We start from the raw sequence: 18,291 nt of genomic DNA on the forward strand, positions 1-18,291 counted from the left end.
CTTCCGCTAAGGTCGCGGGCATGAAAACCCAGCTTATTCTCCTGCCCGGGACATTGAACGACGAGGAATTGTGGCGCGCCCAGGTGACGGGATTGTCGGATTTCGCGGATTGCGTGGTCGCCGATCTCAGCAAGGGTGAGACGCTCATGGAACTGGCCGAGAGCGTGCTGGCGACGGCACGGCCCAGTTTCGCACTCGCCGGCTTCTCGCTCGGCGGTTTTGTGGCCCTGGAGATCGCCCGCCTGGCGCCGTCGCGGATCGAACGCCTGGCGTTATTGGATACCTCGATGCGGGCGGATACCCCCAAACGTGTCGCCGAACGGCAGGCACTTGATCGGGCGGCGCGGGCCAGCGGCACCTTTGTCGGTATCAATCGCCGCATGCTGGCGGAATTTGTGCATCCGGATCGCCTGGACGATTCCGATCTTACCCTGCGCATCCAGGAGATGACGCGGCGGCTGGGGCGCGATGTTTTCCTGCGCCAGAACGCGATCGCGCGGACCGGCGGCGAGCAGGCACTCCGTGACCTGCGCTGCCCGATTCTCATCTTGTGCGGGGCACAGGATGCGATTGCGCCGGTGAAACTGCATCGGGAAATGGCGGCCGCAGCCCCGCAGGCGAAGCTGGTGATCATCGATGGCAGCGGCCATATGACGCCGATGGAGAAGCCTGGCGAAGTGACGGCGGCGATGCGCGATTGGCTGGTCGAAGCTGGCTGATGCGAGCGGCGCCCGCATCAGCCATATCGCCTCAGAAGGTATGCGAGATGTCGAGGCCGAGCGCCATGCGGCCGGCATATTCATGTTGCGGGCCAGTCTGCATCGGGTGATAGCGGGCACCCTGAATGTCGCGGAAGCGGCGCTCCAATGCATTGTCGCGGTAGAAGGCGCTGCCACCGGCCACTTCCATGGCAAGATCGACCGCCGCGATGGCATGGCGCGCGACCAGGGCGCGACCGATCATCGTCTCGTTGGTCGTCTCCGCACCGGGATTGCCGCGTTCTGCCGTTGCGATCATCCCGGCATGGGCAAGCTGTGCCGCGCGAAGTTCCACCTCCATACGGCCGACGAGGTCGATCACATGCTGGCTAGGCCGGCGCTTCTGCGCGAGGCCGATCGCGATGTCGCGGGCGCTCTCGGCAACCCCGAGATAGGCGGCGTAAATCAGCGGAAACGCCACCATCGAGATGATGTGGAAAAGGGGGTGCCATTCGCCCTGCTTGCGCTGCAGGGCAACGGCCGCCTCCGGTACGACATGGCCGTCGATCATTACATCATGCGAGCCGGTGCCGCGCATGCCGAGGGTCTTCCAGGTGGACAGGACTTTTACCTGCGGCGATTTCATCGGCACACCGAAATGCAGCACCTTGGCGTCTTCGCCTTCGCCGAGGACGGCGCTGGTCATCAGCAGATCGCCCAGAGGTGCGGCGGAAGTAAAGATCTTGCGCGCGTTGATGCGGAAGCCGTTCTCAACCTTGGTTGCCTCGCCGGAGCCGGCCACCCAATCGGAGCCACCGCTCGAAAGAAGGATCAGGCGTTCGGCGGCGATGCGGCGCAGCAGGGGTTCAACCGGAGCTGCCTTCTGATGCGTCCAGCGCCAGGCGGGGATGGCGACCTGGTGAGTATGCATGGCGAAGGCGAGCGCGGTGGAGCCGCAATGATGCGCGAGCTCCGTCAACATGCCGCAAAGCGCGCGGATATCGGCACCGCCGCCGCCGAGATCGGCCGGCACACCGGCTTCGATCAGGCCGGAGGATTTGAGTTCGGCGTAATTTTCCGCGACAAAAGAATCGGCGGCATCGGCCTGGGCGGCACGCGACGCGAAGCTCGGTCCGAGGTTTCGGGCGATGGCGGCGCAATCAAGCGGTGCATCTGCGGCGGGAGCAATGGCAGTGGCTGTGGCGAGGGTCATGGCAGTTCATCCTGAAAGGTGAGTAGCGCAGGCCGGGAAGACTGACGGTTTGAAGTCCTCGTCACTAGTCCTGGAAGTGTAGTGAATAGATTTTCAGCCAAGGCTGGCGTTGCCGCCGCAAGCCAGCGGAAAACGGCACTTTAGCGCCAATTGTGCCCCGCAACCAAATCGTTAACGAGCGGTACAGTTTTTATACTGGCCCGTCAGAAGCGTTGCGGCTAGCGTATCGCTTGGGTCGGTTCTGGCTGCGAGGGTGCCGTGGAGACGAAGGCGAGTTATGGCCAATTTTGCCCCGTTGCGATGGCGGCGGAAATTTTCTGTACACGCTGGACGGCGCTGATCCTGCGCGAGCTGCTTTGCGGCAGCACGCGCTTTAACGATTTGCGCCGAGGCGTCCCGCGCATCTCGCCAACCCTGCTCTCGAAGCGGCTGAAGGAATTGGAACAGGCCGGTGTGATCGCCAGCCGTACCGGTACCGGCGGCGACGAATACCAGCTGACCCCGGCCGGCGAGGATCTGCGCGAATTGGTGATGAAGCTGGGTTTCTGGGGCCAGAACTGGGTCGATACCCAGAAATCACTGAAGAATCTCGATCCGTCGCTGCTGATGTGGGATATGCGCCGCAATCTCGATCCGACGCCAATTCCACCGCGCCGCTGCACGATCCAGTTTCATTACCCCGAACTTCCGTTGGCCAGGCAGAATTGGTGGCTGGTGGTTGAAGGTCGCGACGTCGATCTGTGCGGCGTCGATCCGGGCTTCGAGGTCGACCTTTATGTCGAATGCTCCCTGCGCACGATGACCGCGATCTGGATGGGCCTGACCAATGTACAGGCCGAACTCAATGCCGGGCGGTTGGAGATGACCGGGGACAAACTGCTGGCCGGCTCCATGCAGAAATGGCTGGGCCTCAGCCCGTTTGCCCGTGGCGAGCGGCTGAGCGCCTGATCAGGAACGGGCAGCGCGATGCCGGAAGACCGGCGCCGTGGTCAATTGCTGCCGGTCGACGCTGGGCGAGCAGCCGAAATGGCGGCGATAGGTACGCGAGAAATTTTCCAGCGAGCCGAAGCCGCAGGTGATGGCGATCTCGGTTACCGGCAGATCGGTCTGCTGCAGCAGCTTGTGCGCCTTGGCAAGGCGGAATTGCAGGTATTGCCGGGCGAGACTCATGCCGACATGGCGCTGGAAATGCCGTTGCAGTTGCCGCTCAGAGAGCCCGACACGCGCCGCCACCTGATGGCATAACAGGGGTTCGTCAGTGGTTTTCTGCATAATCTGGAGCGCCTGCTGCACCTTTTGATTGGCGACGCTGTCAAGATCGGTCTCCGGTGCGTTCTGTTCCTGATGCGGATGGCGCTGGCGGCTCACCAGGAAATGCTGGCCAACTTCAGCGGCAAGGCCTGGATCTGCCTGTTCGGAGATCCAGCGCAGCATCAGATCGAGGATCGCCGTGGCACCCGCCGAGGTCATGCGGCCGCGGCCCAGGGTGAAGAGCTGTGCTGCGGCTTCGACATTCGGATAGCGTTCCTGGAAGCCGTCAAGATTGTCCCAATGCACGGCGGCCGGATGGCCGTCGAGCAAATGCGCCGCCGCCAGAATCTCGCTCCCTGTCTCAATGCCGCCGATATAGGCGCCGAAGCGTGCCATGCGCCGCAGCCAATTGAGCAGGCGCTGATCCTCGGCATGGGCCTTGGCGTTGAAACTCGCCACCACGATGACGGTGCGGTAGGTGCCGATCTCGCCCAAGGCACCATCGACCGGCAGATGCATGCCGTTGCTGGCGCGCACCGAGAGGCCATCGAGCGACAGGATCGACCAGCGGAACAGTTGCTTCTGCGCCAGCCAATTGGCGACGAAGAGGGGCTCGATCGCTAGTGCCAGGCCCATATTCGAGAAATCGGGCAGGACAACGAAGGCGATGTGATGCGGTGTGTCGGCGTTTTGTGGCGGCATCGCTGGCTCTGCTTGCTGGCGTGACGGAGCAATGGGGCCGGGTTTCGCCGGTGAGTATATGATTAATTCAGTCTTTCCTGCGTCTTAATTAATCAAATTCATGCTCTGAATCAAGGCAGGCGTCAGCAAAGAGTGAAATTTATATCATATTAATCAGTCCGTTACGGGGTGATGCCGGGAAAACATAGGACGACACCGATCTGACCGAATTTGTCGGACCCTGTCCATGGTGGCCGCCAGAATGACGGCGACAGAAATCACCAGCAGAGCCGGCGCCCATGCGCCCAGGCCTTTGTGCGCGGAGGAGTGAGCCATGCTGACGAAAGAAATGACCTGGGATTACAGCGATCCCAGCACCGGGTTTTCACTGCCGGCTCCGTATTTCTATGATTCCCGCGTCTTCGAGGAGGAGAAGCGGTCGATCTTCATGAAATGCTGGCATGTGGTCGGCCATGTGAACGAGTTCCGTGAAGCCGGGTCATTTGTCTGCCAGGATATTTTCGAGCAGAGCGTCATCGTGGTCGCGGATCGCGAAGGCCAGATCCGCGCCTTCCACAATGCCTGCCAGCATCGCGGCAACCGCCTCATCAACGAGCGCCGCGGCAAGATCCCGGCGGTTCTGCGCTGTGCCTATCATTCCTGGTGCTATGGCCTGGACGGCGCCCTGCGCGCGGCACCGCGCAGCGAATGCCTGAAGAATTTCGACAAGACGATGTTCGGCCTGAAGCCGGTGCGGCTCGAGATTTTTGCCGGCTTCGTCTATGTGACACTCGATAACGACGCCAAATCCCTGGCCGAGATGGCGCCGGGTGCCGAGGAGGAGATGCGCCGTTTCCTGCCCGATCTCGACAATCTGAAGCTGGTCGAGGAAGTCGATGTCATCGTGCCCGCCAACTGGAAGGTGATCCAGGAGAACTCGATCGAGGGTTATCATTTCGATCTTTCCGGCCCGGTGCACAAGCAGCTTGCCGCGCTCATCGATTTCAAATCCTATCGCCTGACCCCGCACGGCGAATGGTGGACCTATATGGCGCCGCCCAATGCGGGGGCCAAGACGGCCTATGGCCAGCCGATCGCCGGTGCCACCTGGCAGACCGATTGGTTCTTCAATATCGGCTTGTGGCCGAACACGACGCTCTATTGCTTCCCCTTCACCGACATGGTGGGGACGTTCATCATGATCCCGTTGGAGCCCGAGAAATCGCTGCTGCGTTTCGGCTATTACGCGCCGGACCACCGGCCGATTCCCGAGCTCACCAAATCGGCGATTGCCTGGATGAACCAGGAATTGGGGCCGGAAGACATCGCTCTCAATGTGAGCAACCAGAAGGGTCTGCATTCGATGGGCTTCCATCAGGGCCGTTACCTGATCGATGAGCAGCATGTGAACCAGAGTGAGCATCTGGTGCATCACTTCCATAAGCTCTGCTATCAAGCGATCCGCGGATGACCGTTGCCGCGTTCGATTATGTGATCGTCGGGGCTGGTTCGGCCGGCTGTGTCCTGGCTGCCCGCCTGACTGAGGATTCAGCTTGCCGCGTGTTGCTGCTGGAAGCGGGACCCAAGGACAAGAGCTGGAAGATCGACATGCCGTCCGGCATGGGCCAGCTTCTGTCCTCGACACAGTTCAACTGGGCTTATAATGCCGAACCGGAACCCTATCTCGACAATCGGCGGCTCAGCCATCCGCGGGGTCGCGTGCTGGGCGGATCATCCTCGATCAATGGCATGGTTTATATCCGCGGCCATGCGCGTGACTATGATTCCTGGGCGCAATCGGGCGCACGCGGCTGGTCCTATGCCGATATCCTGCCCTACTTCAAACGCGCGGAAGGGCGGCAGGGTGGCGGTGACGAATATCGCGGGGGCGATGGGCCGCTTCATGTATCGCGCCCGGACTTCTCGGGGTCTCCGCTCTGCGATGCCTTCATCGCGGCCGGCCTGGAAGCGGGCTACCCCTATACCGCCGACGTGAACGGGCACCAGCAGGAGGGATTTGGCCCGATCGACCGGACCACGCGCGACGGCAAGCGCTGGAGTGCCGCGCGTGGATATCTGCATCCCGCACTGGGTCGCCCGAATCTCACCGTTGTGACTGGCGCGCTGGCGCTCGGCATCCGTCTCGATGGGCGCCGCGCGCGCGGGATCGACTATGTGGTCCATGGCCGCGCGGAATATGCCGAGGCAACACGCGAAGTGATCGTCAGCGGTGGCGCGATCAACTCGCCGCAACTCCTGCAGCTCTCCGGCATCGGTGCACCCGATCATCTGCACGCGCTCGGCATCAAGGTGCGGCACGAGCTCCCCGGGGTCGGCGAGAACCTCAACGATCATCCGGACATCGTCATCCAGCATCGCTGCAAGCAAAAGGTGACGCTCTATCCGGTTACGCGCGGTCCGCGCAAATTACTGGCCGGCTTGCGCTGGTTCCTGGATCAAAAGGGGCCGGCCTCGACCAATCATTTCGAGGCGGGGGCCTTCATCCGCAGCCAAGCAGGTATCGAGCACCCGGATCTGCAGCTCACCTTCATGCCGCTCGCGGTCATTCCCGGCTCCGTCGACAGCGTGCTGGATCATGCCTTCCAGGTGCATATCGACCTGATGCGCCCGAAGAGTCTTGGTTACGTCAAGGCGCGCTCCGCCGATCCCCGCGAGCAGCCGGCGATCTGTTTCAATTACCTCAAGGATCCGGCGGACCGGGCGGATCTTCGTGCCTCGGTCAGGCTCACCCGCGAAATCCTGGCGCAAAAGGCGATGGCGCCTTTCGCCGGCGAGGAACTCTTTCCCGGGATCGACGTGCAATCGGACGAAGCAATCGATGCCTGGGTGCGGCGGGCGATCGAGACCTGCTATCACCCCGTTGGAACCTGCAAAATGGGCCGCGCCGAAGATCGTCTGTCGGTGGTCGATGATCAGTTGCGGGTGCACGGGCTGGAATCCTTGCGCGTGGTCGACGCCTCGATCATGCCCATTATTGTCAGCGGCAATACCAACGCCCCCACCATCATGATTGCCGAGAAGGCCGCCGACATGATCCGTGGGCGGACGCCCTTGCCGGCCTCGACGGCCCCCGTCTGGATTCACGACAATTGGGAAAAGGCGCAGCGATGAGTCCGAGTTGCTGCCTGCAACGGCAGCGATAATCCCTGGCAACCAAATTCTCTCTCCCGCGTTATGATAGCTTGTCTGTCCGATCCAGGGAGCTTGGGCCTTGCGCCGTTGGCTGTTGATCTCGTTTCTGGGCGTTATCGCGGTGATCCTGCTGCTGATCGGCGGCGGGCTGTGGTGGCTGGTAACGGCTGATCTCAAGCCTTGGGTCGAAAAGCTGGCGAGTGATGCCCTGGAGCGGAAGGTGACAGCCGAGACTTTCGAAATCGGTTGGGGCGATCCGATCCAACTGACGATCGGCGATCTCAAAGTCGCCAATGCGCCCTGGGGCAGCGAACCGGATATGATCTCGCTCAGAAGCCTCGACGCTGAAATCGAACCGGCCTCGCTTTGGGACGGCATGCCGGTCTATCGGCAATTGCGGGCGGTAGGGCTGAAGGTGGTACTGGAGCGCGACAAATCCGGCGCAGGCAATTGGAAGTTCGGCGGCGGTGGTGGTTCCGGCACCGGCGGGTTTGCCATCATCCCGAAGAACCGCACGCAATTCCCGACCCTGCTCGACATGGGAATGACCGAAGCGCTCATCACCTACCGGACACGCAGCGGCAACCTTCTCAGCATCAAGCTTGATCAGGTGACCATTACTGCACCCAGTGATACCCAGCCCGTCGATCTCGTGGCGAAGGGTGCCTATAACGATACGCCGCTCACCTTGACGGCAAAGACGGAATCCTTTCGTGCCTTGCGTGACAAGACGCATCCTTTTGCGACCGACCTCACTATTGCCGGCCGGACGGCACGGATTGACTTCACCGGCACCATGATGGAGCCGCTGGATGTCGAGGGTGTTGCCGGGAAACTGACGCTCGACGCGCCGGAGCTCGACAATCTGCTGGCGAGTTTCGGTGCGGAAGTGGAGGCGAAATATCCGCTGGTTCTTGCCGGCGACCTCACGCGCCAGGGCGATCATTGGGAGCTGACCGGCGGCGAGGGCGCAATCGCAGGGATGCCGTTTACCGGGAACCTGATTCTGGATGAAGGTCGCAACGGCGCGCCGGATGATGTTGCCGCCGATCTCGCTTTCGACGAACTCAAGATCGATGCATTTCTGGGCGATTCCAGCAGTGCCGGCGCTGGCGATTGGCGCCAGATGGCTTTGGCGGCACCTGAAGATGCCGGCGCCAATCTCGATGCCAAGCTGACGGCACGCAGGCTGAGCTATGGCGACATCAAACTGGCCGATTTTTCCGGCAAGGGGCATTCGGCGGATGGCGAGGTCGTGCTTGAAAAGGTGGATTTCGGCATTGCCGGCGGCGTCATGTCTGCGGAAGGCGGGCTGGTGAGCGAGGGCGACACGTCGCGCCTCGACATGGCGACCGATGCCAGGGGCATCGACGCCGATCGGCTGGCACAGGAGATAGGCGCATCCGCAGGCGAGATCACCGGCAAGATCGACGGCCTGGCAGTGATCACGGCACGCGGCGCCACCATGGGCGAGGCCGCCACCGCCGCCGAAGGTGAAATGCTGGTCGGCATCATTGGTGGCAGCATCCGGGCATCTGTGATCGAGATGGCGTCCACGGATCTTCGTGCCCTGTTCCGAGAGGAAAAGGGAAACGCCGCGTTGCGCTGCCTCGGTCTCCGCGTGACGCTTCAGGACGGTGAGGCATTCCTGCGGCCTCTCCAGCTACAAGCCGAAGGTGCCACGCTGGATGGCAACGGGCGCATAAACCTGAAGAGTGGCGAGATCAATCTGCGCCTGGAATCGCAGCGGGAATCGAGCGGGTTCTTCGCCCTCGATCTGCCGATCGAGATCGGTGGAACGTTTGATGACATCTCCGCCGGTCTTGCCGAAAAAGGGGCCGGGCCGGGCACGCTGCCGCCGCCGAATCCAAAACGGCTCACGCCGGAGATGCGGCAGCTGATTGCCGGCAATCCCTGCCTGCAATAGCCCGCTACCGGTGCCTTATGCCGTTTCCAGAACAATATCCCGACCTCCGATGATGGACAGGCGGTGCCTGCGGCGGTAAAAGCGCGGTCATCCAGGATTGCTGTGGAGAGATCGGGATGTCGCATACGGGATTGGACGGCCGGGCCGTCGCCGCTGCCATGTTGGGTCAGACCCGCAACCAGGTCGCCGAACTAAAGGCCGGCGGCTGGGCGCCCAAATTATGTTCGATCTCGGTCGGCGATGTCAGTGCCGTACAGCTTTATGTCCGCAACCAGAAGCGCAATGCCGAGAAAGCCGATATCCAGTTCGAGGAAATGACCTTTCCAGCCGAAATCCATCAGGAGCAATTGCTGGCGGCGATCCACGGCATGAATGCCGACCCGCGGGTTACCGGCATCATCCTGCAGCGGCCGGTGCCGGCCCATCTCTCGATCAAGCAATTACAGGGCGCCATCCATCCCCTGAAGGATGTCGAGGGCATGCATCCAGCCTCGATCGGCAACATCGTCTATAACGAATTAGAGCTTGGCCCCTGCACGGCCATGGCCTCGGTCGAGCTTCTGAAGCAGACCGGATTGAGTCTGGCTGGGCTCGAAGTGGTCGTGGTTGGCCATTCCGAGATCGTCGGAAAACCGATCGCCTTCCTGCTCATGGCGGAAGGGGCGACGGTTACGGTCTGCCATCACATGACGCGCAATCTCGCGGTGCATTCACGCCGCGCCGACGCCCTCTTCGTCGCCGTCGGAAAGCCGGGTCTCATCACCGCCGAGATGGTGAAGCCGGGGGCGGCAGTGATCGATATTGGCATCAACCAGGTCACGCTACCGGACGGCAGCACCAAGGTCGTTGGGGATGTCGATTTCGATTCTGTCGGCAAGATCGCCGGCTGGATCACGCCGGTACCGGGGGGCGTCGGTCCGGTGACTGTCGCCGTGCTGATGCGCAATGCCGTCATCGGGGCCACGCGGCAGAAGCGGCATTACGAGAGCCTGTTCGGGCCGGCTCAGCCACAGCCGATTGGGTAAGCCTCAGGCGGCGTTGCGGGCGGCTTCGGTCTTGGCGCGGCCCGTCGCGGCCTTCTCGCACAGGGCGCGCACTTCCTCGAGCTCTTCTTCGGTCAGATGTTCGATGCCGATAAACCGGTTCCGGGCGGAACGGTGCGAGCGGATGAGTTCGTCAAGTTTCACCTGAATGGCGGCGCTGTCGCGGTTCTGGGTATTCTGAATGAGGAAGACCATCAGAAAAGTGATGATCGTCGTCCCCGTATTGATGACCAACTGCCAGGTGTCCGAAAAGCCGAAGAGCGGCCCGGAAACCGCCCAACCGATGACGATGGCCAGACAGGCGACAAAAGTCGCCGGGCGACCGGCAGCATGCGCCGTTGCGTTGGCGATACGGGTGAAAGCGCGGCTGATGCTCATGATTTGGTCTCCGGGAACGCGGCGCAACTTGCCGCTGGCGGTCTAACGCCGTCCCGGTGAAATCGTTCCAGTCTATTCCGCCGCCAGTGCCTTGGTGTTGTGGCGAGGCGTGACCGTCAGCGACAGCCGCTTGCCGCTATGCATCAGGCCGAGTATGGGCAGGCGTTCGGTGCCGCCCGGCTGACCCGATTGGGCCACATTGTCCTTGGCGGTATGGATTTTGAGGTCGGCACCTGGTTTCACACCGGTCAGGCGGATCGTTTCCTGGCCGATCGGTTGCAGGAGATCGGCGCCATACAGGAATTCACTGGGCAGCATCGCGGCCAGAAATTTGAACTTGCCGTCGCGCACGCCGCCTTTCAGGAGCGAGCAGGCATGACCCGCCTCCCCACGATATATCGCGAGCGGCGCGATCGCGGGCTCGCTGACGTGAAATATGCCGAGCAGTTTCCCGCCGTCTAGCGACAAGGTGACGTCATGCCGGGCGAGGTCGACGGCGTCGAGGCTGAAGCGGCGATTGTTGTAGGCAACGAGCTGGGCATTGCCCGCCGCGGCGAAGAGCGCATTCGCGTCGATGATCTCGGCCTCGGCGAAATGGTCGGGGTCGACGGCGGGGGGCAGGGCCATGGCAGAATCATTCTGCCAGGATTTGCCGGCAAGGTCCGCAATCGCCTCGGCGGCGAGATCAGCCACCATGCCGGTTGCGACAGGACGACTGTAATGGCCCTGATCGGCATAGAAGCTGGGGTCGCCAACCACCTCGCGGCCGAAGCGGCGCAGCAGAAGGCGCGGCAAGTCGATACAATCCACGCCATAATAATCGGATAGGTAGTGAATTCCGGCATCGATCGACGGCACGCTATTGGTCCACGAGCCGTTGCGCGCACCGAGAATCAGCGTGCAGATTTTGAGCCGCGGGTTGCGCGTCAGCGCATAGCGCAGAATTCCCTCATAGAACCGCGCCCAATGCCGGAACTGCCGTCTTTCGTCGCCATAAATGAAGGCATCGTTGATGACATATTCGATCAACAAAAGATCGGATTTCTCCAGCGCATCGCTGGTCTTCAGGCGATAGAGGCCATAGGCGCTGGTCGTGCCGCCCACGGCGAGATCGGCGACGATCTCGAGCGGCACGCCGCGTTGGGCGGACATGGTGATGAGCTGGCCGAGATAGCCAGGCTGCATCACCGTGTTCGATCCACCGATGATGGTGGTACGCAAGACTGATCCCATCTTCACGCCGCCATCAGGCTGGCCTGGTAGTTCTCGGTCATCGCCATGCCGGCTTCAGTCAGATGGCGATGGAAGTTCCTGAGGCGGGTCCGATAGGTGTCGTGGAAGGCGGCAATCTTCTGTTCCGAGAGGTACTCCGCCATGAAAGCCTCGATCTCCATATTGCAGGCCTTGTCTACCGTCGTATGCGGCACGCCGAAGAATTCGCTGAGTTCCTTGACGCGGAGGTCCTTGAACAGGATCGCGGTCGGCAGACCCACCTGCAGGGCGGCAACACCGCCATGGAAGCGGTCGCCGATGAAGATGTCATGCCAGCCATAACATTGGCGCCAGGCCTCGACCGAATCGAAATAGAAGTATTTGTCGAAGGGAGCGGGCGCGCCGATCGCCTCGTTCATCAGAGGCTCGAAGATCGCCTGGGAAAGCTGGCTTCTGGAATCGTCGAAGAAAGTGCGGCCTTGCAATTCATCCTTGAATTGGAAGATCTCGTCCTGGAAGACATAGGAGCATTTCTGGCCGGTGAAGAACTTCGCCAATTGGCGACCGCGCACGGATTTCTTCTGCAGATAGCCGGCGGTAACGAAACGGTAGTCGGTGGGCTTTCCTTTCGGCGCCTTGATGCCGAGAATGTTCTCCGGATAGAGCATCATGCTGGGGCAGCCAAGGGCCGTCGGGTTCTTGAATCCCATCTTCTTCAGCCAGCCCTCGGTATGTGTGCCGCGGACGCCGAAGACACGCGCCTTTTCGTCAATCCAGCGCAGCATGTCCACTGTCGCCGGTTCCAGCGAACTCAGATCTTCAAGCTCGTTCTGCATGCCCATGCCGAGCACGACGACCGGGATCTTGATCTGCTCCAGAACCTTGAGAAGCGAGGCGTGATTGAGGTTCGGCCGAATCTCGTTTGCCATCGGCAGGACCAAGGCGTCGAAATTGTTGTTGAGCAGGTCCATGGCCTCCTTGGAGCCCTTATAGGCGTCGTAAAGGACGTGGACACTCAGCATGCAGGAGTAGTTGCGGTCATAGTCGAAGATACGGCAGGACCCTTCGCCGATGAGCATGTTGCCCTTGTTCGACGTCAGGTAGAAATTGCGCGACATGGCGCTGAAGGCCGTGCTGTTGGACCGTGGCAAGCCCTCCGAAAAGGGCAGGCCTGGATGATAGCGATAACGGGTATCGGCCGGCTGGCGCCCGAAGCAAAGTCGTTTCATTGGATGGTTCCTCCCTTGTTGTCTTGGGGCGCATCGCCGGCACGCGGCAATTCACGGGTGAGTTCGGTCGGCCGGCCACAGCGCAAAAGGCTGAAGCCGGCATCCTCGTTCCAGTCGTAATAGAAGCCGATCGGCACGCGGCGGGCATTTTCGGCCAAAGCGAGATGGTCGAGCAGGGGCTTCATGAGTGCAATGCGGCGGGAATCATCCGCGGCACAATCCTTTTCGGGAAGGGCCGCGCCATATTCGGTGATCCAGCAGGGCCGCTCGGCAAAATCCGCCCGACCGCAATCGGTCAGTTGCGTGGCGATCATGCGCGGTCGATCACCAACATCGGCGGCGTTGCGCAAGGGCTCGTAGAGATGGATGCCGATCGCATCGACCTGGCCAAATAGACCGCGTGCCGCAAAGGCATCATGGACCAGGGCAGGATCGATATAACTGGCGCCGACGCGGTGGATGAAATTTGCGTTGATATCGGCAAGGCCTGCCGAAACTAGCTTGATGTTCCCGAAGCGTGGATTTTCCTGCAGCGCGGCACGGGTGCGTTCGATCACAGCGGCGTATTTGTCGATGCCGGCTTCAAAGGCGGCGCGTTCGTCGACCGGCCAAGCGGCGGCATCGGCAATGAACGCGCCGCCCGGGCGCACCGGCAGATCGCCGTTATAGCCTGACCAATTGAGTTCGTTGCCGATCTCAAGGCCGATGACCGGGAGATCCTTGTCGGCGATGCGATCGAGCAATTGCCGCAGCCGCGCGTCATAGCGCGCAAGATCGATCTGGCTGAGACCATAGGCGGGGAAGAAATGCCTGTCGCGCGGACGCGGCTCGGCGCCCTTGGCAGACACTGCGCCGTCGATCAGCGGAATCGTTACCAGCACCTCAAGTCCCTCGGCTTTGGCGGCATCCAGAGCGCGGAAAGTCCCGGCAACCGGATTCTTGAATCCGATGCGGACGCTCTCGAAACCGGCCGCGGCAATGCCGGTCATGGTCTCGGCGATGGCCGGCGCCTTGGCCCAGGCAACGTTGGCGGCTGCGATTCCAGTGGTGAAGCCGGGCTCCTCCGCCGCCACTGCCGGCGCCAGCAATCCCACCGCCAGGCAGAGCGCCAGCGTGTGCCGGAAGATAATATGGTTGCCGCCGCTCATGGAACCGGACTCGAGGTTACGGTTCGGCGTAGCTCGATTTCCTCCGACCTGAAGGGAAACCAAGCCCCAAGCCGGTCCAGGAGCGGCGACAGGTTTTCGGCCCAGCTGGTGGCGGCGACCTTGGCAGCCGCACGCGTTCTGAGCCGATCCAGGAGATGAGGCTCGCTGAGCAGGCGCTCGAGCGAACTCACCAATTCATGCGCGATCGCGGCGTCGTCCTCCACCTCGATCATCAAGCCATCTTCGTCGTGAGTCACCAACTCGCCGACGGCACCGACATCGGTCACCACCGGCACGCAGCCGACCCGCTGCGCCTCCAGGATGGTGAGCGGGGCGCCTTCCCAGCGCGAGGTGAGGATGAGAACATCGGCCTTGGCGAAAGCGTCGGTGAGGCCGCGCGACGCATAGATCGCGGGCTCCAGCGAGATACCGATATCGGCAAAGCGCTTGGTCCAGGAGCCGCGCGCCTGATCGCTCAAGACCTCGCCACCGACGAGGCGGAATTCGATCGGCAGGTTGCGCCGTTTGGCGAGGCAGGCGGCAGCATAGAGCCGCTCAATCCCCTTCTGGGTATCCAGCCGGCCGATGAAGAGCGTGCGCAGACGATCGGGCAGCGGCCTTTTTGTGCGCGATTTGAGCGCCTGCCGGACTTCCGCCTCGCGCATCTCATAGGAAGGCGCGTTGGGAATATGCATCAGTTTGGCCTGGGGGACGCCCATGGCGTGGAACCAATCGGCCATCTGCTGCGAGCAGGTGAGGATAAGGTCGTAGATATGCTCGTAGGCGAGGGCCACATAAGGGTGGCCCGCGGCCCGCCCGACCGGCGTGCGGTCGAGGACGTGGACATGAGAGAGAATTTTGACGCCGCGGCGGCGCAATTCACCCAGCACCGCATTGACCGGCGCCACTTGGCAGTTGATGACCACATCGAGACCACCGAGCAGGCCCAACAGGCGGTCGAGCTTGGCGCCTTCATCCTGCGCCATCTGGATATCGTGACCGGCAAAATGATGTGGGCCGCCCCAAAGGGCATAATCGTCCATCAGGAAATTGACGCTGGTGAAATCGTCAAGATCGAAGACCGTTTCGCAGACCGGCTTGCCGAGAATGTAGAGATGGGTTTCGTATCCGAGGCGTGCCATGACGCGGGCCATCGCATAGGCCACTTTCTCGACGCCGCCGAAGGAGCCGATCGGGAGCAGAAAGCCGATGCGTGGCCGTTTGTTCGCAACCGGCGTCACCCGCGGCATTACCGGCGATGCACCCAAAGCCTCGCGCAGCATGCGATAGTGATTCTTGACCGGCGGGAAATAGCCACCACGCCAGGTCCAGCGCGTATGATGGGCGCGGCGATAGCTGGAATCCCGGAAGGCCGCGAGAGTCGACAGGAGACTGTTGGTAGCCGAAAGAACGGTCCGATCGAGATCGATCGCCTTGAAGGGACCGCGCACCACCAGCTCGATCGTGTCGGGTGAAGGGCGCTTGCCGCGGATCGAGCCGATCCACTCGTCGGATATATCTTCGACGCAAGCCTTGAAGAGATCGCCGGAACAAACCCAAGCCAGTGGCTTCTTGGCGAGATAATCCGGCGAGCCGGCACCATTCTGGCGCAGTTCGATGCGGCCGGCATCGTGTTCCAGGCGGATCGCGACCAGATGGTGCTTCTCGGCCAGGCGTTCGGCATGCCAGAGCACGTTGTGGAGCACGCCGATCCGGCGCATGGCTTCGAAATGCGCGGGCGCTGCCCAGATCATGAAGGGCGGCACGCCGTGTGAATCGGGCTCAACCAGGGCCGCCCAGTAGCGGTCGATAAAGGTCTCGAGATCGATGCGTGCATGCGCGGCGGTCGGATCGGTGAAGAGCGATACCACATAGGTGCCGGTGGCGATCGCCGCAAAGCGCGGACTTTCCTCGTGTTCCCATCGGGTGATCGTGTCCGGCGCGAAAAGGAGTTTATGCTTGTCGCGAATATAGGACATGATCGCGGCCTTGGTGCGGTGCGAATCCCGCAGCATACTTTCGGCGCGCTGGCGGTAATCGAAGCCGAAGAAGGGGTAATTGGCGCCCTTGAAGCCATGGGAAATGCATTGCAGCCAGAATTCCCAATCTTCGAATCCGGCGCGCATCGATTCATCGAATCGGATTCCAGTATCAAAGACCCGACGTGCCACCATCGAGCCGGCTTCGCAGATATTGTCGAAGGTGATGTGCAGCAGGCGGGAATAGGGGGCGTGATAGGCACCGTTCCAGCCGATGCCGAATTTGTCGATATTGGGATAGACCCAGGCAATGTCGGGATTGGCGCGCAGGAAATCGAACACATCCTGCATCGCCGGGGGCGTAATGCGATTATCGGCATCTAGGAAGTAGATCGCTTCGATGCTGGGAAACATATCGAGAGCGAAATCGACGCCATAATTTCGCGCCGAACTCAATCCGCCATTGGGCTTGCGGAGATAGAAGATGTTGTCATAAGCGGCGGCATAGGCGGTGCCGACCGTCTCCGTCTCGACAAAGGGGCAGCCATCGTCAACGATAACGATAGCGATTCCGAAATCAGCCTGTTGCGCCAGGGCAGCCTCAAGCGCCTCGGTCAGCAGGACTGAATGCTTGTAGACCGGAATGACGATCGCCAATGTCGGTGCGAAAGTCACCTCGACCGGATCCTGCCCGGCGGGGGTTCCATCGCTCTCATTCGCGGCCTTGCTGAGCTTGCGTGTCGCCATGACGGTGTTAGCCCTGGACCAAGGCATGCAAATTGAGGAAGCGGGCCCAGGCAAAATCGTGATTGCCCGGCTCCACCATGCGCGTCGCAAGATAGAGGTCGCTGGCGGTTGGTGCATTGCCTTCGATATAGAGGCTGGCGAAGCGCGGCTGTTTGGCTGGAACGCGCGTCCACCCGGAGAAGCCCTCGCCCTTCACCGGTTCGGCGACGCCACCCAGCAAGTGCATGATGCGCGTCTCGTCATTGCTGGCCACCAGCGCGAATTCCACATCGCGGGATTGCGCGTTATCGACCAGCAGATTGGCGGAGAGGCGCAGCGTCCCAGCAGGGCAACCCGCTGGCAGCTTCGCGATCGTCATGCCGAAGGCCGGCGGATGGCAGGAGATAATGCGTTCGCCATCAAGATAGGTGACGCCGTTGAAACCGCTGGCGTCAGGGTCGAGATGTACCTGCACAGATTCGCGCAGCACTTCCGGCGACAGCGAGCGTTCGCGCAAACCAGCCCCGCCCGCCTCCTGGCCGCCCTGCGCCGCGAAACCGCCAGGGCTCGGCGGCACCACACCGGGCAGGCCGACATAGACCTGCAGTGCCAAAGATGAGGAGGTAACGGATTGCTGCAAATCGTGATCCTGCAGTCGGAAAAGATCCAACGGCTGGGCGCCACCCAAAGAAAGGATCGGCAGATCATTGCGGGCGCCATCGGCGGCAATAATGAGGCGCAGAGTACGCTTCAGACCGGCAATGGCACTGCGCAATGACAAGGTCATCCAGCCCGCCGCAATGTCGGCGGCGGGAATTGTCCAGTTTTCGATCACCTGGCCGTCTTCGATCGAGTTCAAAGTGATCGACAAATTGGCGTCGCTGTGCTGTGCCGCCCGCGCGATATGCAAGGCGATCGCGCTGACACCGAGGCTGGCAACGGGAAGAATTTGCGAGACACGCGCATTGGCAGCCATGGCAAGAACATTTGGGGCCACGGCAGACGGGCCGCTGTCGTCCGGCGCCGGATCGTTGACAAAGGCGCATTCGAAGGGCTGCAGGCCATGCCGACCGATGAATGCCTCAAGAGCCGCGAAACGATTCTGCAAATCTTCATTGCCCTGGCGCAGGTCAGATAGCTGGCGGGCGAGTGCGGTATTCATTTCAGATTGCCGGAGTAGGCCCTGGTATTGCTGGGCAAGGAGGCCAGCGGCGAAACCAGCGATATCATCGGCCTCAAGCAATTGTGGTTCCGGCACGCCGATGGGGCGCCGCCGGCGTAACCAATCCACGGCGCGTGTCACCAGATCGAACTCGCCTTTCTCGAAGCCGACAATGCCGGCCAAATGCAGCGGCGGCTCGCTCAGGCGCCGATCCTGCCCACCGAGATCGCGCAGCAACAGGTGATCCTCGGCAATGCGCTTGATCTTGAAGAAATCATAAGTATCGCCGCCGATTGCTTTTGCGGCATCGCTGAGGCGGCCGCTGTAAAGGATTGCCGGGCGTCGCGCATAGAAGCGCTTGGCTCGATCGAGATCGACCACGGGTGCTTCCCGCGATGCTTCATGACGAACATCTTCGCTTCGAGCCGCAGCACCGATCACGCGCAACCCCCTTCTCTGTCATCCTTGCCAAGCATGCCGGTTAGCCCAGA

General features: G+C 61.6%; 14 protein-coding genes. 6 read left to right on the forward strand and 8 right to left on the reverse strand.

The window, feature by feature from the left end; all coding sequences use genetic code 11:
* The first annotated feature begins 20 nt into the window (after positions 1-20).
* Positions 21-719 carry an alpha/beta fold hydrolase gene (locus ACE3PR_RS01405; protein WP_374367330.1) on the forward strand — a complete coding sequence of 233 codons (699 nt, stop codon included), beginning with the start codon at positions 21-23 and terminating at the stop codon, positions 717-719.
* Positions 720-750: 31 nt separating this feature from the next.
* Here ACE3PR_RS01405 and ACE3PR_RS01410 read toward each other — a convergent pair whose 3' ends face one another.
* Positions 751-1,911 (reverse strand): acyl-CoA dehydrogenase family protein, encoded by a 1,161-nt coding sequence (locus ACE3PR_RS01410; protein ID WP_374367333.1) that lies wholly within the window; start codon positions 1,909-1,911, stop codon positions 751-753.
* A gap of 258 nt (positions 1,912-2,169) precedes the next feature.
* Here ACE3PR_RS01410 and ACE3PR_RS01415 point away from each other — a divergent pair, with 258 nt between their 5' ends.
* On the forward strand, positions 2,170-2,859 hold the full coding sequence (locus ACE3PR_RS01415) for a winged helix-turn-helix transcriptional regulator (RefSeq protein WP_374367335.1): 690 nt from the start codon (positions 2,170-2,172) through the stop codon (positions 2,857-2,859).
* On the opposite strand, the gene ACE3PR_RS01420 is transcribed toward ACE3PR_RS01415, so the two are convergent.
* Positions 2,860-3,864, reverse strand: coding sequence for a GlxA family transcriptional regulator (locus ACE3PR_RS01420; RefSeq protein ID WP_374367339.1), 1,005 nt, complete (start codon positions 3,862-3,864; stop codon positions 2,860-2,862). It lies immediately after the preceding gene.
* 313 nt (positions 3,865-4,177) lie between these two features.
* Between ACE3PR_RS01420 and ACE3PR_RS01425 the strand changes: the two genes are divergently transcribed.
* The 4 genes from ACE3PR_RS01425 (at position 4,178) to ACE3PR_RS01440 (ending at position 9,948) form a co-directional block, all read left to right on the forward strand.
* A complete protein-coding gene (locus tag ACE3PR_RS01425; RefSeq protein ID WP_374367342.1) occupies positions 4,178-5,314 on the forward strand; it encodes an aromatic ring-hydroxylating dioxygenase subunit alpha in 1,137 nt (378 codons plus the stop codon).
* Positions 5,311-6,975 carry a choline dehydrogenase gene (locus ACE3PR_RS01430; protein WP_374367344.1) on the forward strand — a complete coding sequence of 555 codons (1,665 nt, stop codon included), beginning with the start codon at positions 5,311-5,313 and terminating at the stop codon, positions 6,973-6,975. Before ACE3PR_RS01425 ends, ACE3PR_RS01430 begins: the two co-directional genes overlap by 4 nt.
* Before the next feature lie 100 nt (positions 6,976-7,075).
* Positions 7,076-8,923, forward strand: coding sequence for an AsmA-like C-terminal region-containing protein (locus ACE3PR_RS01435; protein WP_374367346.1), 1,848 nt, complete (start codon positions 7,076-7,078; stop codon positions 8,921-8,923).
* 116 nt (positions 8,924-9,039) lie between these two features.
* A complete protein-coding gene (locus tag ACE3PR_RS01440; protein WP_374367349.1) occupies positions 9,040-9,948 on the forward strand; it encodes a bifunctional 5,10-methylenetetrahydrofolate dehydrogenase/5,10-methenyltetrahydrofolate cyclohydrolase in 909 nt (302 codons plus the stop codon).
* A 3-nt stretch (positions 9,949-9,951) separates the two neighbouring features.
* Here the strand turns inward: ACE3PR_RS01440 and ACE3PR_RS01445 are convergent, their stop codons facing one another.
* From ACE3PR_RS01445 to ACE3PR_RS01470, 6 genes are all read right to left on the reverse strand, one after another.
* Positions 9,952-10,344: a low affinity iron permease family protein gene (locus ACE3PR_RS01445; RefSeq protein WP_374367351.1), complete on the reverse strand. Its 393-nt coding sequence runs from the start codon at positions 10,342-10,344 to the stop codon at positions 9,952-9,954.
* Between the two features lie 72 nt (positions 10,345-10,416).
* Positions 10,417-11,577, reverse strand: coding sequence for a hypothetical protein (locus ACE3PR_RS01450; RefSeq protein WP_374367353.1), 1,161 nt, complete (start codon positions 11,575-11,577; stop codon positions 10,417-10,419).
* Positions 11,578-11,579: 2 nt separating this feature from the next.
* The gene (locus ACE3PR_RS01455) at positions 11,580-12,785 is read right to left on the reverse strand and encodes a polysaccharide pyruvyl transferase family protein (RefSeq protein WP_374367356.1); all 1,206 of its coding nucleotides are present in this window, start codon (positions 12,783-12,785) and stop codon (positions 11,580-11,582) included.
* A complete protein-coding gene (locus ACE3PR_RS01460; protein ID WP_374367359.1) occupies positions 12,782-13,933 on the reverse strand; it encodes a hypothetical protein in 1,152 nt (383 codons plus the stop codon). Before ACE3PR_RS01460 ends, ACE3PR_RS01455 begins: the two co-directional genes overlap by 4 nt.
* Positions 13,930-16,659, reverse strand: a complete 2,730-nt coding sequence (locus ACE3PR_RS01465; RefSeq protein ID WP_374367362.1) for a glycosyltransferase — start codon at positions 16,657-16,659, stop codon at positions 13,930-13,932. The genes ACE3PR_RS01460 and ACE3PR_RS01465 overlap by 4 nt, the downstream gene beginning before the upstream one ends.
* Positions 16,660-16,666: 7 nt before the next feature.
* Positions 16,667-18,181, reverse strand: a complete 1,515-nt coding sequence (locus tag ACE3PR_RS01470; RefSeq protein WP_374367365.1) for a DUF6212 domain-containing protein — start codon at positions 18,179-18,181, stop codon at positions 16,667-16,669.
* Positions 18,182-18,291: the final 110 nt, after the last annotated feature.

It is taken from the genome of Dongia sp., assembly GCF_041909655.1.
Taxonomy (GTDB): Bacteria; Pseudomonadota; Alphaproteobacteria; order Dongiales; family Dongiaceae; genus Dongia.

Bases quoted from the DNA above. Each gene is read 5' to 3' on its own strand.
- ACE3PR_RS01405 (WP_374367330.1), top strand. From the start codon at position 21: ATGAAAACCCAGCTTATTCTCCTGCCCGGGACATTGAACGACGAGGAA.
- ACE3PR_RS01410 (WP_374367333.1), bottom strand. From the start codon at position 1,911: ATGACCCTCGCCACAGCCACTGCCATTGCTCCCGCCGCAGATGCACCG.
- ACE3PR_RS01420 (WP_374367339.1), bottom strand. From the start codon at position 3,864: ATGCCGCCACAAAACGCCGACACACCGCATCACATCGCCTTCGTTGTC.
- ACE3PR_RS01425 (WP_374367342.1), top strand. From the start codon at position 4,178: ATGCTGACGAAAGAAATGACCTGGGATTACAGCGATCCCAGCACCGGG.
- ACE3PR_RS01430 (WP_374367344.1), top strand. From the start codon at position 5,311: ATGACCGTTGCCGCGTTCGATTATGTGATCGTCGGGGCTGGTTCGGCC.
- ACE3PR_RS01440 (WP_374367349.1), top strand. From the start codon at position 9,040: ATGTCGCATACGGGATTGGACGGCCGGGCCGTCGCCGCTGCCATGTTG.
- ACE3PR_RS01445 (WP_374367351.1), bottom strand. From the start codon at position 10,344: ATGAGCATCAGCCGCGCTTTCACCCGTATCGCCAACGCAACGGCGCAT.
- ACE3PR_RS01450 (WP_374367353.1), bottom strand. From the start codon at position 11,577: ATGGGATCAGTCTTGCGTACCACCATCATCGGTGGATCGAACACGGTG.
- ACE3PR_RS01455 (WP_374367356.1), bottom strand. From the start codon at position 12,785: ATGAAACGACTTTGCTTCGGGCGCCAGCCGGCCGATACCCGTTATCGC.
- ACE3PR_RS01460 (WP_374367359.1), bottom strand. From the start codon at position 13,933: ATGAGCGGCGGCAACCATATTATCTTCCGGCACACGCTGGCGCTCTGC.
- ACE3PR_RS01465 (WP_374367362.1), bottom strand. From the start codon at position 16,659: ATGGCGACACGCAAGCTCAGCAAGGCCGCGAATGAGAGCGATGGAACC.